This window comes from Halorussus salinisoli (assembly GCA_005239435.1).
Classification (GTDB): Archaea; Halobacteriota; Halobacteria; order Halobacteriales; family Haladaptataceae; genus Halorussus; species Halorussus salinisoli.
In genome coordinates this window covers 349,011-361,940 of record ML241305.1, presented here as the reverse complement: position 1 = coordinate 361,940, position 12,930 = coordinate 349,011, and the positions used below count along the sequence as shown (strand labels likewise).

12 protein-coding genes are annotated in these 12,930 nt (G+C 66.5%); 4 read left to right on the top strand and 8 right to left on the bottom strand.

The features are described 5' to 3' along the window. The 6 genes from E2484_RS01890 to E2484_RS01865 all read right to left on the bottom strand — a co-directional run bounded on the left by E2484_RS01890 (window position 1) and on the right by E2484_RS01865 (window position 8,450). Window positions 1–1,830, bottom strand: coding sequence for a methyl-accepting chemotaxis protein (locus E2484_RS01890; protein WP_170977204.1), 1,830 nt, complete (start codon window positions 1,828–1,830; stop codon window positions 1–3). A 156-nt stretch (window positions 1,831–1,986) separates the two neighbouring features. Continuing rightward, the gene (locus tag E2484_RS01885) at window positions 1,987–2,523 is read right to left on the bottom strand and encodes a heme NO-binding domain-containing protein (RefSeq protein WP_137283527.1); all 537 of its coding nucleotides are present in this window, start codon (window positions 2,521–2,523) and stop codon (window positions 1,987–1,989) included. Window positions 2,524–2,622: 99 nt separating this feature from the next. After that, on the bottom strand, window positions 2,623–3,174 hold the full coding sequence (locus E2484_RS01880) for a heme NO-binding domain-containing protein (RefSeq protein WP_170977203.1): 552 nt from the start codon (window positions 3,172–3,174) through the stop codon (window positions 2,623–2,625). A 405-nt stretch (window positions 3,175–3,579) separates the two neighbouring features. After that, window positions 3,580–4,863, bottom strand: a complete 1,284-nt coding sequence (locus E2484_RS01875; protein WP_137283525.1) for a chemotaxis protein CheC — start codon at window positions 4,861–4,863, stop codon at window positions 3,580–3,582. Further along, on the bottom strand, window positions 4,860–8,018 hold the full coding sequence (locus E2484_RS01870) for an ATP-binding protein (RefSeq protein WP_137283524.1): 3,159 nt from the start codon (window positions 8,016–8,018) through the stop codon (window positions 4,860–4,862). The genes E2484_RS01875 and E2484_RS01870 overlap by 4 nt, the downstream gene beginning before the upstream one ends. A gap of 63 nt (window positions 8,019–8,081) precedes the next feature. Continuing rightward, window positions 8,082–8,450 carry a response regulator gene (locus tag E2484_RS01865; RefSeq protein WP_137283523.1) on the bottom strand — a complete coding sequence of 123 codons (369 nt, stop codon included), beginning with the start codon at window positions 8,448–8,450 and terminating at the stop codon, window positions 8,082–8,084. Window positions 8,451–8,629: 179 nt separating this feature from the next. On the opposite strand from E2484_RS01865, the gene E2484_RS01860 reads away from it, so the two are divergent. The 3 genes from E2484_RS01860 to E2484_RS01850 all read left to right on the top strand — a co-directional run bounded on the left by E2484_RS01860 (window position 8,630) and on the right by E2484_RS01850 (window position 10,852). Beyond that, complete coding sequence (locus tag E2484_RS01860) at window positions 8,630–8,992, top strand: group I truncated hemoglobin (RefSeq protein WP_137283522.1); 363 nt, start codon at window positions 8,630–8,632, stop codon at window positions 8,990–8,992. A 145-nt stretch (window positions 8,993–9,137) separates the two neighbouring features. After that, entirely contained in the window at window positions 9,138–10,250 is a 1,113-nt protein-coding gene (locus tag E2484_RS01855) for a DUF3179 domain-containing protein (protein WP_137283521.1), read from the top strand. Further along, entirely contained in the window at window positions 10,250–10,852 is a 603-nt protein-coding gene (locus E2484_RS01850) for a hypothetical protein (RefSeq protein ID WP_137283520.1), read from the top strand. Before E2484_RS01855 ends, E2484_RS01850 begins: the two co-directional genes overlap by 1 nt. Here E2484_RS01850 and E2484_RS01845 read toward each other — a convergent pair. Next, window positions 10,838–12,025, bottom strand: coding sequence for an MFS transporter (locus E2484_RS01845; protein ID WP_137283519.1), 1,188 nt, complete (start codon window positions 12,023–12,025; stop codon window positions 10,838–10,840). The two genes, E2484_RS01850 and E2484_RS01845, sit on opposite strands and share 15 nt — an antisense overlap. A gap of 90 nt (window positions 12,026–12,115) precedes the next feature. Here E2484_RS01845 and E2484_RS01840 point away from each other — a divergent pair, with 90 nt between their 5' ends. Beyond that, window positions 12,116–12,424: a hypothetical protein gene (locus E2484_RS01840; RefSeq protein WP_137283518.1), complete on the top strand. Its 309-nt coding sequence runs from the start codon at window positions 12,116–12,118 to the stop codon at window positions 12,422–12,424. A gap of 146 nt (window positions 12,425–12,570) precedes the next feature. On the opposite strand, the gene E2484_RS01835 is transcribed toward E2484_RS01840, so the two are convergent. Then, complete coding sequence (locus tag E2484_RS01835; protein ID WP_137283517.1) at window positions 12,571–12,843, bottom strand: MoaD/ThiS family protein; 273 nt, start codon at window positions 12,841–12,843, stop codon at window positions 12,571–12,573. Window positions 12,844–12,930: the final 87 nt, after the last annotated feature.

Here is a 12,930-nt window from a genome sequence, read left to right as displayed (position 1 = left end):
TTAGACCTCCTCGTCCCCGACGAGTTCGGTCGGTTCGCCGCCGTCGGGTTCGGGCGTCTCGGCCGACTGTTCGGAGTCGGGCAGTTCCGCTGGCGACTCGGTGTCGGCGGATTCGGCCGCCGGTTCGGTTTCGGAGTCGTCCGCGGTAGACGAGACTGCCACGGACCCGGTTTCGCGGTCGTCGGGATGCGCGTCGAAGTCGGAGACTTCGGAACCGTCAGTGTCGGCCTCGGAGCCGTCAGAGCCGGTCTCGGAGCCGTCAGGGTCGGCCTCGGGGTCGTCTGTGGCGGACTCGGAATCGTCGGGAGTCGAGTCGGATTCCGACTCGACGGAAGCGGTTTCCGACTCGGTGGAGTCGCCGAGTATCGCGTCGTCGGTGTCGAACGAGTCCAGCGCGTTGCTGAGTCGGGTCGCCTGCTGGGCGAGGTCGCTCGCGCTGTTCGAAACCTGCGAGAGCGCCATCGTCTGGGATTCGGCGGAGGCCGCCACGGTCTCGGCCTCGTCGGTGATGCCCTCGCTCACGTCCGCGGCCTCTTCGACCATCTCCAGTGCCTCCTTCGTGGAGTCGGCCTGCTCCTGTGTCGCGTCGGAGATCTCCTGCACGCCCGCGTTGGTCTCTTGGGCGTAGCCCGCGATGTCGGCCAGTGCCTCCGCCGCGTTCTCGACCGAATCGGTCTGCTGGGAGATGCGGTCGCTGGTGTCTCGGACCTCGTCTACGGTCCGGTCGGTCTGGTGCTGAATCTGCTTGAGGCGCTGTTCGATGTCGCCGGCGGCCTCCTTGGTGCGCTCGGCGAGTTCCTTGATCTCGTTTGCGACTGCCGCGAAGCCCGCGCCCTGCTCGCCGGCGCGCGAGGCCTCGATGTGGGCGTTCAGCGCGAGCATGTTGGTCTGCTCGGCGATTTCGGAGATGAAGTCGATGAGTTCGTCCACCTGCTGGACCTCGGATTCGAGGCTCTCGATGGCCTCGACGGTCTCCTCGGACTCGTTCTCGATGTCGTTCATCCCCTCCACCGCGTCGGTTGCGGCCGCTCGGCCCTCGCGGCCGGTCTCGGCGGTTCGCTCGGCGATGGACGCCACTTCGTCGGTGGAGGCCGCGACCTCCTGGACCGCGGTCGAGAGTCGGTTCATCTGGTCGGCGGCCGCCTGCAGGTCGCCGGTTTGAGTCTCGGCGTCGACCGAGATGTCCCGGAGCGAGTCCACGACACGGGCGCTTCCGGTGCTGACCTCCTCCGTGCTGAGCGTGACCTCCTGACTGTAGGTCGCCACCTCGTTGGCGAATCGAGTGAGGTTCTCGACGGTCTCCTCGAACTCCGCGATCATCTGGTTGAACTCGGTCGCGACCCGGTTCATCGCCTCGCTCTCGGAACTGGGGTCCATGCGCTCGCCGAGGTCGCCGTCGGCGCACTGGCGCATGACCCGGCCGTACTCCTCGGCGGTCTGCTCGACGTGCGTGTTGAGGTCCTCGGCCCGGAGTCGCGCCCGGTGTTCGTCGATGAGCGTCTCGTGGGTCTCGGCCATCGAGTCGGCGACCCGACCCACGCAGTCCACGCGGGCGGAGTCGAACGAGGGGTCTTCGCCCTCGGCCCGTCGGTCCGCACTCGCTACCAGTCTGTCGAGCGACCGACTGGTCCGCCACGAGACGGTCGTTCCGACGACCCCGGCGACCAGTGCGCCGCCGAGCGTCGCACCGACGACGGTTCGGTCGAACTGACCACTCGCGTACACGCCTCCTGCCGCGATTGCGCCGACCACTACCATCGTCAGGCCGAACTTCAGGGAGTACCGCCGCCTGACGAAAGTAGGGACGACCGCGCGCGCAAAGTTAGACATTGAGCGAACCCAATCAGCATAGCGTAATAAATCTTCACACAACATGAACGATAAGTTATAAAATATAGGAGAAAAGAAAAATCAACTGACTGCGCGCCTTTTTCAAGTGGTAGAAGAACTCGGAGTAGCAGGGAGGCCGTCACCAGAGGTCGGAGGTCACCGGCGGACGACGAGTTCGCACTGGTCGTCGCCGTCGTGCATGCACGTCGCTTCGGTCACGGTCAACTGCTCGCCGTAGTGGTCGGCCACGCCGAGGACGATGCCCTTCGCGACGAAGCAGAGCCGGCGCGGCGAGCGATAGTAGACCGTAATCCGGGCGTCACCGTCCCGGCGGCAGACGAGTTCCGGCGGGTCGAGGTCGGGGTTGTGCGCCCGGAGGACGGTGTGAATCCCCGTCTCGGCGTTGGCCACGAGGTCGAGGGCGTCCCAGTCGTCGCCGACGACGTTTCCGTACGTGTCGAGGAGGTTCCCGGCCGCGAACCGGCCGAACGACTCCAACAGGTCGGGAATCGACGCCTCGGTCAGGTCGGTGGCGGCCTCCACGAGACCGACGAGTTCGCCGTCGTCGTAGGTGTCGATGGGCAAGTAGACCCGCTGTTCGAGGTCCGCCTCGTGGCGGATTTCGTCCCACGTCTCGTGGCCGTGGTTCGTCACCACGAAGTCTTTCAGCGACTTGAAGATGATTCCGTGCATGGGTGGACTCCGCGGAGGGGTTCGGCAGGGGACCCGTCGAGGGGGTCGAGGCCTCGGTCGGCGGGTAGTCCTCGACTGGCGGACGAACCTCGGTCGTCGTCACGACTCGACCGAACTGGCGACGAGGATTTCGCACTCGTCGTCGCCGTCCAACATACACGTCTCCTCTTCGATTTCGAACGTCTCGTCGTAGTAGGACTCGATGCCCCGGAGCAGGCCGATGGCCAGCGGACAGAGTTCCCGCTCGGAGTCGTAGGTCACCTTCACCCGGTCGTCGCCGACCCACTCCGAGGAGAGGGCGGGCGGCGTGTAGGTGGACAACTGCTTGGCACGCAGGGCCTCGTGGATGTACGTCTCGACGTTCGCGACCAGCTCGAGGCCGGTCCAGTCCTCGTCGACGTGGACGCCGTAGGTTTCGACCAGCGGTGGCACGAGGAACCGACCGAACGCGTCGAGCAGGTCCGGCACCTCCTCGCCGGTGATGGCCGACGCCGCGTCCACGAGTCCGAGTACGTCGGCGTCCTCGTACTCCGTGACGGGGACGTACACCTTCCCTTCGAGACCCGCACCGTCCTGTATCGCCTGCCACGCCTCGTGGTCGTATTCGGTGGTCACGAAGTCCTTCAGACCCTTCAGAACGATGCCATGCACGGCTACCACCACCGTCCAGAGACAGGTTTCCGAACCTTCCGTCGCTTATACATATCGAATCGGATTCGGACAGATACCATAATCGTTTTGGCCGTTTCTCCGGTGAATTGTTCTATCCGAAGGTTCGTGGGTGGTCGTTTCGAGCGTCCGTCTTCGGCGGCGCGTTCGTCGGTGAGTCGAGTGACTGGGAACTGCGGTTCGGGTTGTCGTCATTCGACCACCCGAGCGACGAGACTGCGAACAGGGGAGTCTTCGAGAACGGTAGCTACTCCGTGGACCACGGAGTACCGCAACCGCACCGCCCGCGCCGAGTGGAGAGTTCGGTCCGGAGCGTGCCGGGCGGGTGAGACACTTCCTGATACGTCTACTAACGAAATTAGATTGCTAAAGAATTATTTTTATCGCTCAGAGCGATTCCCAGTAGTCCAGGTCCACGTCTTCGTCCGAGAGGTCCGTGTCCGCCTCCGGTTGGGTCTCGGCGACTCGGCCCATGTCGAACTCTCCGAGTGCGGCCCGGAGGTCCGCCTCGTCGGGAATGACGTAGATGTCGAGGTCCACTTCGGTATCGACCGCTTCGATGCGCGTGTCGAAGACGAAGGCGAACTCCTGGGATTCGCCGAGGCCGACGACGAGGGGGTCTACGACTGCCGCGCCCATGTCGTGGGCGTAGGCGGGCGTCGAGTGGTCGATGGTCGTGTCGAGCAGATTGGCCCACCCGTCGAGCATCCCGCTGGCCATCACGTTCGAGAGTTCCTGAATCGCGTCACGCTCGAACTCCCCAAGTCCGGCCGCGGTCCTGGTCTCGACGCTCCGACTGACCAGCCGCCGGGCCGAGTCCTCGTCGAACAGGAACAGGAGATAGCCGCTGGGCATCCCGGCGAAACTGAACGCCACGCCGACCATGCGCTCGGTCGAAACCTCGCTCGGAATCGCGTCGAGCGAGATGAAGTTGATGCGCCGGATGTCCACGTCCATCTCGATGTCGGTCATCTGGGTCAGGTTGTTCGCCACCTGCGTCGCGCCGCGCTGGGCGATGCGGTCGAACCCGACCAACTTCTCGAACTCGATGGCGCGGTCCTCCGAGCGTGCCCGAAACAGGCGCTCAACGGTGGCCGCGTCGGGCACGAGATAGTGGCGGAACGTCAACTCCTCGCCGACCGCTTCGAGGTTGTTCCGGAAGAGGACGGCGAGTTCGTCACTCGCGTGCTCTCCCTCCGACCCGTCGCCAGCGAGCGCGAGCGCCGACTCGTCGAGGAACTCGTCGGGGTGGTCGGCCGAGACGTAGGTCGGGGCCGACACGTCGATGTTGGTGTCCAGCACGTTGGCCCACCCGTCCACGAACCCGTTGTTCATGATCTGGGCGATTTCGGTCACGGTGCTGTCGTGGAGCGTCCCGTCCTCGACCGTCGGGATGTCGTCGATGACCGCCGACGCGATGGTGGCGGCGCTCTCCCGGTCGAACAGCAACAGTGAGGTCCCGCCGAACCCGTCGGAGAGTTCCACCTGAATGCCGACCCATCCGGTGTCGGTCAACTCGCGGGCGATGGAGGCGTCCCGCGTGAAGTTGAGGTGGGTGACGTTGACCCGTGCCGGAATGCCGGTCATCGAACTCAGCCGATTCGCGGCGAGTCCGGCCCCTTCGCGGGCCATCTCGTAGAACGTTCCGAGGGTGTCTACGTCGAGTTTCATAGTGTTGCCACGTCCAGCACGTTCACTGCCTGGCCGTCGCCGAGGGTCGTCGCCCCGCTGACGCCGGGCACGTCCCGCAGCAGGTCGCCGTAGGGTCGGACCACGACCTCCTGAGACGCGACCACGCGGTCACACCGGACCGCGAGTCGGCCGGTCTGGGTCCGAATCCAGACGATCTGGCTGTCGTCGGTCTCTCCGTCGCGGGCCTCTCCGTCGTGGACCTTCCCGGCGCGGACCTCCCCGCCGCGCCCGGCGGAAACGCCGGACTCGCCCGGTTCGTCCAACCCGAGCGCCGACTCGAGTCGCACGAACGGGTAGGCGTCGTCCGCCTCGACGTCCTCGGGCAGGCCGCCCACGAGGTCGAGGTTCGACCGGCGAACCACCTCGCCGTCCTCGGTCGATTCGACCGGCGGCGCGGCGGTAATCTGTTCGACCGCGGTCATCGGGATGCCGAACGTCTGGCCGGCCACCTCCACGAACAGCACTTCGGTCAGCGCGATGGACACCGGGACCGTCAACCGAACCGTGGTTCCGACGCCCGGGTCGCTCTCGACCGTCACGGTACCGTTGAGGTCGGCTATCGTCCGGTTCACTACGTCCATGCCGACGCCGCGGCCGCTCACGTCGGTCACTTCCTCGGTCGTGGTGAACCCGGGTTCGAAGAGCAGGTCGTAGGTCTCGTCGTCGGTCATCGCCTCGGCTTCCGCGGGCGCGACGACGCCGTTCTCGACGGCCTGTTCGCGGACCGCCTCGGGGTCCACGCCGCGGCCGTCGTCCGAGAGTTCGATGACCACTTCGTCGCCGACGCGCTCGGCCGAGATGGCGACTGTGCCCTCGGCGGCCTTGCCGACCGCCTCGCGCTCGTCGGGCGACTCGATGCCGTGGTCCACGGCGTTGCGCGCGAGGTGGACCAGCGGGTCCCGCAGGCGGTCCACGATGGAGCGGTCGAGTTCCACGTCGGCGTCGTTCACGACGAGTTCGACCTCCTTGCCCTGCGAGCGCGCCACGTCCCGAACCGTCCGGGGAATCGCGTCGATGGCGGTTTCGAGGGGCATCAGACGCACGTCCATGACCGTCCGGCGGTACTCCGTGACGACCCGGAGCAGGTTCGAGACCTCCTCGCGGATGGCGTCGTCGGTCTCGGGACCTACGGCCTCGTCGAGTCGGAGGTGACTCAGCGACAACTCCTCGGCGACGTTCAGGAGTCGGTCGGCGGTGTCCACGTCCACGGTCATCGACTGGAGGCGGTCGAACTCGCCGGTCGCCTCCGAGCGGTCGGCCCGACCGCCGGTCGGGAACTCGTCGGCGTCGAGACTGCTCTTCTCGATGGTCGCCACCGCCGACCGGAAGACCGCGCCCTCGTCCCCGGCGTCGTCGGCACCCGGCCCGGTGCCGAGCAGGTCGCCGAATCGGGACTCGAACTCGGCCATCTCCTCGTCCACGGAGACGTCCATGCCGACATCGCCCGCATTACCGGCGTCGTCCGTCGCGCCGCCGAGGTCGGCGTCGAACTCCCCGGACAGGTCCACGCCGAGGTCCGCGTCCGGCACCGAATCGGCGTCCAGTGCCGAATCGGAGTTCGACTCGGTCTCAGAGAGAGCGCCGAGTTCCGAGACGTCGTCGGGCATCGAGTCCGCGTCCAGCACCGAACCCGCATCGGGAACCGAATCGGCGTCAGGTGTCGAACCGTCGTCCGGCACCGACTCCGACTCGGTGGCCGCGTCGGGCGTGCCTGCAGATGCGTCTGCGTCCGCGGGTTCAGGTGTATCTGCGTCCGCGGGGCCTCTCGCTTCGTCGCGCGTCGATTCCGACTTCGATTCCTCTGGCGAAACCGCCTCGCCGCCGGATTCGGCGTCAGGAGCGTCGTCCGCACCATCGTTTCCGAAGACGAACGTGCCGGTCCCGTCGGCTTCTGTACCGTTCTCGCCGGCTTCGTCGGTCGTCGCGTCAGACCCGGCGACCGACTCGCCCGGGTCCGGGTCTGACGGCGTCGCGTCGTCCGGCGACAGGTCGTCGTCGGCCAGACCGAGCGGGTCGCCGACGGGGTCGGTGGCGTCGGCGGAATTGCCGGACGTCGAGTCGTCCGTCGCGCTCGGTTCGGAGGTCCCCGAACCGAGCAGGTCGGCCGACAGGTCCAGCGGGTCGTCGCTTCCCGCGGGCGAGGCGTCGGAATCCGCGGTCGGTGACGGGGGTCGGTCCTCCGGCGGACTCATTTCGCCCGTGGGCGTTCCTCCTTCCGCCGGACTTCGTTCCTCCGGCGAGGTCGCTGCGGGACCCTCGTCCGGACTCTCGTCGGGTTCGAGGTCCATCAGTTCCTCGATGGTGAAGTTGTCCTCGTCGTCGAACTCGCCGAACTCGACCGCGTCGATGTCCTCTTGCAGGGCGTCGATGTTCGAGTCGTCGGCGATTTGCTCTTTGGTCTCCTCGAAGAACGCCGACGGTTCGTCCGGGGTCTCGGCGGAGTTCGGTTCTCCGGACGACTGCGGGGAGTCGGCGGACACGTCGTTGGCGGGCGCGGCGTCGTCGGCCGCGTCGGTTCCGTCGCCGACCGCGTCCTCGTCGCCCAGCATGCCCCATCCGTCGAGTTCCTCGTCGGCGTCCGGCGCGTCCATCCCGTCGAGGAGCGAGTCGATGTCGTCGAACTCGGCCGTGTCTTCGAGAACCGCGACCACGTCGTCGCTCAGGTCGTCGTCGGCGGGGTCCCACTCGTCACCGGAGTCGTCGAGGCCGGACTCCGAGGCTCCGAGCGTTCCGTCCGAATCGGTCGGCGGCCGCGCGCGCACCTCGTCGAGGGTGGCCCGGAGCGACGCCCTGGCGGCTTCGGGGTCGCCTTCGACCTCGCCGCCGATCGCGTCGGCCCGGACCGTCGCTTCGAGCAGGTCCACGGTTCCGAGCGCCTCGTCTATCAGCGCCGAGGTCGGTTCGACTTCCCCGCCGCGAATCGCGTCGAGAGCGTCCTCAATGGCGTGGGCGAGTTCGCCCGCCTCGTCGAGTCCGTGTGTCCGACACGACCCCTTGAGCGAGTGGGCCACCCGGAACAGTTCGGCTACCGCCACGCCCTCGTCGGCGTCGTTCTCGACCGCGAGCAGGCCGTCGTTCAGCGCCCGAATCTGGGACTTGGCCTCCCGATAGAAGGCGTCGTCAGTCGGGGCCATACCTGCACCTCCGCGAAGTTCCGCGTCGAAGGCGCTGGCTATCGTGGGTCGCGTCCGCGGCCATCAGACGACCACTCCGTCGATGGCGTCGGTGAGTTCGTCGTCCTCGAACGGTTTCGTGATGTAGGCGTCGGCCCCGGCCCGCGCGGCCAACTGTATCTTCTGTCGCTGGCCCACGCTGGTACACATGATGACCCGAACGTCGTCGTCGAGTTTCTTGATCGCGGCCGTGGCCTTCAGGCCGTTGGCCTTCCGCATCACGATGTCCATCAGCACGAGGTCGATGTCCTCGGCGTTCTCCTTGTACTTCTGAATAGCCCACGCGCCGTTCGGCGCTTCGGCGACGATCTGGTACTCGTCGTCCGCGAGCGCACTCTTCACTCGCTGTCGCATGAACTCCGAGTCGTCCACGATGAGAATCCCGGTCTTCATGGCGTGTTACTCATCATTTATCCGCTTCCATGCGAAGTATAAAATACTATTCCCCGACGAGAAACCAAAGTATCCGACACTTCGACGACTCTGACACTTTCTCTGACAACTCGAATCGACGAAATGCCAATAGTCGGCCAATAAATTTAATCATCTCGATTATATGCGATTAGGTACACATGACGGGGACCCTCTACGAGCGCCTCGGTGGCCGAGAATCCATTTCAGCCGTCGTGGAAGTGTTCTACGAACGTGTCCTCGGCGACGACCGCGTCAATCACTTCTTCGAAAATACCGACATGTCGGCGCTCCGCGCCCACCAGACGAAGTTTCTCGCTTCCGTGACAGGGGGTCCGGTCGAGTACGACGGCGAGGACCTCTCGTCGGCCCACGCCCACCTCGACATCGACGGGGAGGAGTTCGAGATAATCGCCCACCACCTCGACGCGGCGCTCGCGGACCTCGACGTTCCGGAGACCGAACGCGAGGAGGTCGTCGCGGCGGTCGCCGAACTCGAACCGGCTATCGTCTCGGCGAAGTGACCCTCTCGGGAGAGCGAGGGGTTCGGTAGCGTCGGCGGAGCGAAAACTTCGGAGCGGTTCACCGCGAGCGCGTCGAGAGACCGGGTGTGCAGTCGCCGGGCACGTCCGTAGAAGCGTTAACTTTCCCCGAAGGCTACCGAACGACATGGAACCGACTTCGAGACGCAAATTCGTAGCCGCGGCAACGGGGGGCGCGCTCACGGGACTCGCTGGCTGTATCGGCGGCGTGGTCTCGGGGGGTAACGATGGACGGGACGAGGGCGACTCCCAATCGACCACGCGCGGTCCGACGATGAAGGGCGTGCCGGTGCGAGCGTCGGCACTACCGGTCGAGTACGAGTTCGCCGACCTTCGGGAGGACGTTCTCTCGGGTGGCCCGCCGAAGGACGGCATTCCCTCTATCGACGAACCGAAGTTCTGGAGCGCGGAGAAGGCCGACGAGGAGTTGCGCGACGCCGACGTCGTGTTCGGATTGGTCCGGAACGGTGAGGTCAAGGCCTATCCGCAGAAGATTCTGGTCCAGCACGAGATAACCAACGACGTGGTGGGCGACGAACCGGTCTCCGTGACGTACTGTCCGCTGACCGGGACTGCGATGGGGTTCCGGCGCGGCGAGACCACCTTCGGCGTCTCGGGCAAGTTGCTGAACAACAACCTCGTGATGTACGACCGCGAGACCGACAGTCGGTGGCCGCAGATACTCGGGACCGCCATCTCCGGCGAGTTCGAGGGCGAGTCCCTGCAGGAGTTCCGACTCCTCTGGACGACGTGGGAGGAGTGGAAGGCGGTCCACCCCGAGACGCAGGTCCTCTCGGATGACACGGGGTCCGTCCGCAACTACGACCAAGACCCCTACGGCTCCTACGTTCCGAATCCCAGCGGGTACTACGCCCGGGATTCGACGCTGTTTCCGCCGCTCCGGGAAGACGACCGCTTCCCGAACAAGCACGTCGTCGTGGGCGCACGCACCGACGAGGGCCGAATCGCTTTCGACGAGGAGGCCCTGCGAGAGGCGGGTCTCCTCGAAGGAACGGTCGGCGGAACGTCGCACCTGTCGGTCTTCGATTCGGACCTCGACGCGGCCTACGTCTACCGGAACCCTGACGGCGCGTCGTTCAGCTACGAGGACGGACAGGCCGTCGCGGACGACGGGACGACGTACGACCCCGCGGACCTTCCGCTCGACCGGGTGTACGCCTTCGACGCGATGTGGTTCGCGTGGTCGGGCTTCTACCCGAGTACGGAGGTGATGGCGTAGTGGCGACCGAGACGACTTCCCGCGGGCCGGTCCGCCGGACCGTCTCCCGGACCGGGTTCGCGGTTCGGGCGGCGCTCGGCCGTCGGGACGGCTTCGCGGTGTTCTCGGGGGTCACACTCGGCTACCTGCTTTCGTTCCTCTGGTTCAGCAATCTACTCGCGTTCGGGGACGCCGACGTGGGACTGACCGTGGCGCGCGACCCCTTCGCGCGCTTCTTCCAGCCAGCGAACAGCGCGCTGTCGTTCGAACCGGTCGCGCTCGTCGAGTTCGGCGTCGGCTCGTACCTGTTCTCGCTGAACACGTTCGTCGGACTCGGTATCGCGCTACTCGTGGGACTGAACCTCGCAGTGACGTACCTCGCGTGGCGACAGCCCAAGGCCTGCGGCATCGGGTCCTCCTCCTCGGGACTGCTGGCCGGGGTTCCGGCACTGCTGTCCGGGGCGGCCTGCTGCGGGCCAATCGTCCTCATCATCTTCGGGATCCAGGCGTCGAGCACGATTCTGACCGTGTTCCAGTGGCTGATTCCGGCCGCGGTGGTGTTGCTCGTCGGGAGTCTGCTCTGGGTCGGGCGGAGGGTCGACCCGGCGTCAGTCGGAAGTTAGCGCCACCGTTCCGACGACTCCGGCGAGAGCGACGACTCCCGCCGCGAACAGGAGCGGTCGATAGCCCGTCTCGACCGCGATACCGGCGAACAGTACCGGGCCGACTGCTCGCCCGAGGAACGTGACGCTGTTCCGGAGGCTCAGCGCGCCCGCTCGGTACTCCGCCGACACGACGTCGCTCAGGAGGGCGTCTACCGAGGGCATCGTCAGGCCGACGCCAGCGCCGAACACGATGACGCCGGCCACGAGACCGGCGACAGACGACGCCCACCACGCGACCAGCAGGCCGACCCCGTAGCAGGCGTAGCCGAGCGCGATGAGTCGCTGGTCGGAGAGTTGCCGGGCGAACCGTCCGTTCGCCGCGGCGACCCCGGCCGAGACCGCCTCGGTCGCGGTGATGGCCCCACCGACGAAGACGGGCGAGACGCCGTAGGTTCCGAAGAGCAGGAACGGGAGCGCCGTGATGACGGCCCCGAACAGCAGGACCTCCGTCAGGAACGCGGTGCCGTACGGAATTACGGCGGCCCGGCGCGCGAGGAGTCTGGCGGCACTGCGCAAGTAAGCCGTCCCCCGATTCGCCACGTCGGGTTCGATAACCTGTTCTTCGAGCGTGACCCACGCGAACGCCGCGACCGGGAGTCCGAGCAGGTACGCGAGGAACGGCGCGTTCCACGAGACGGTGGCGAGGGCGCCGCCGAGCAGGGGGTAGACCGCCGCGCCCGAGGCGAGAACCGCCGTGTTGACGCCCAGAACCGCGTTCCGCTGGACGCCCTCGAAGGCGTCGCCGATGAGCGTCACCGTGGTCACGAAGATGCCCGCGGCCGCGGTCCCCTGCACCAGTCGGACCGCCAGAACGATCCAGAACTCGGGAGCGAGCGCAATCGCGCTTCCCGCGAGGCTGAAGACGACGAGCGAGGGGACGAGGACTCGCTTGCGGCCCACCCGGTCGGCGAGCAGGCCGATGAACGGCGAGAGGACGATGCCGGTCAGGAAGTAGACGGCGACCAGCAGGCTAGCCGTCGCGTCGGTCAGGCCGAAAGCGTCCCTGACCACCGGGAGCGCGGGGCTGACCAGCGGGACTCCGAGCGGTGCGAGCGCCGTGGCCGCGAACACGACCCTGACGGTGGGCGAGCCCCACGGAACGGCGGCGGGGTCGCGGGTTTTGGTCGTCACGGTGTATCACCCCGAATCTGGGTCCCTCTACTTTCTCAGTCTCGTCGTCCGGCTACGAGATTCTTACGCGCGGCGAAGTTCGTCTCTCGCGTGACGAACTCCACGTTCGCGTTGGCCATCGGTACCGCGTGGCTGGTGATGCCGCTGATGGCTGTCGCGGGACGGACGATGGACGGCCCGAGAGCGCACTTCGTCCTGGCGGCGGCCGCGGCGGTGGCGCTGGAAGCCCCAGGTTTCGAGGTCGAAACCGGAACGCACTGGCGGTTCGGCGGGACGGCGTTCCTCGTCGGAACTGTCGTCCATCTGTGCGCCGGGACCGGTGCGAACTCGGGCGAGGCCTCCGTCCCCGTCGTCGTGGGCGTCTGGGTGCACTCGGTCGGCGTTTTCGGCGTCGAGTGAGCGAGCTGCTGCCGACGCCCAGCGGACGGGAACCGATTCGCGCGTGAGAACGGAGGGTGGGCCGAAACGACGGACTCGCTGACGAAAAGAGTGAGAAGCAGTTCGTAGAATCGAGATACAGCGGCGAGAGACGAATTCGACGCCGGTCAGACGTTCAGGCTGAACCGGACCGTGTCGCCGTTCTCCAGCGAACTCGCGGTCGAGAGCGTCTCGGTCGAGTCGAACGACTCGCGGACGACCACGGTGTCCGAGCGGAGACGCTGGCCGTCGAGCACGCCCGCGCGGACCTGCGTGCCGTACTTGTCTGCGAGTCTCTCGACCACGTCGGCGACCGTCGCGTCCTCGGGCACGGCGACGCGGGCCTTGCGCGTGCCGGTGCGTGCGACGAGGGTACCGGTGAGTTCGACTGTGACGTTCATACACTCCACTCGCATCGCCACTCACAAAAAGTTTACTCACACGCGAAAAAGTCCTGCCGAGACGAAATCGCTTAAGGAGACGGCTCC

Excerpts from the sequence above, each read along its gene's own strand:
- E2484_RS01875 (WP_137283525.1), bottom strand. The coding sequence starts at position 4,863 with ATGAAACTCGACGTAGACACCCTCGGAACGTTCTACGAGATGGCCCGC.
- E2484_RS01860 (WP_137283522.1), top strand. The coding sequence starts at position 8,630 with ATGACGGGGACCCTCTACGAGCGCCTCGGTGGCCGAGAATCCATTTCA.
- E2484_RS01885 (WP_137283527.1), bottom strand. The coding sequence starts at position 2,523 with ATGCACGGAATCATCTTCAAGTCGCTGAAAGACTTCGTGGTGACGAAC.
- E2484_RS01870 (WP_137283524.1), bottom strand. The coding sequence starts at position 8,018 with ATGGCCCCGACTGACGACGCCTTCTATCGGGAGGCCAAGTCCCAGATT.
- E2484_RS01835 (WP_137283517.1), bottom strand. The coding sequence starts at position 12,843 with ATGAACGTCACAGTCGAACTCACCGGTACCCTCGTCGCACGCACCGGC.
- E2484_RS01890 (WP_170977204.1), bottom strand. The coding sequence starts at position 1,830 with ATGTCTAACTTTGCGCGCGCGGTCGTCCCTACTTTCGTCAGGCGGCGG.
- E2484_RS01865 (WP_137283523.1), bottom strand. The coding sequence starts at position 8,450 with ATGAAGACCGGGATTCTCATCGTGGACGACTCGGAGTTCATGCGACAG.
- E2484_RS01855 (WP_137283521.1), top strand. The coding sequence starts at position 9,138 with ATGGAACCGACTTCGAGACGCAAATTCGTAGCCGCGGCAACGGGGGGC.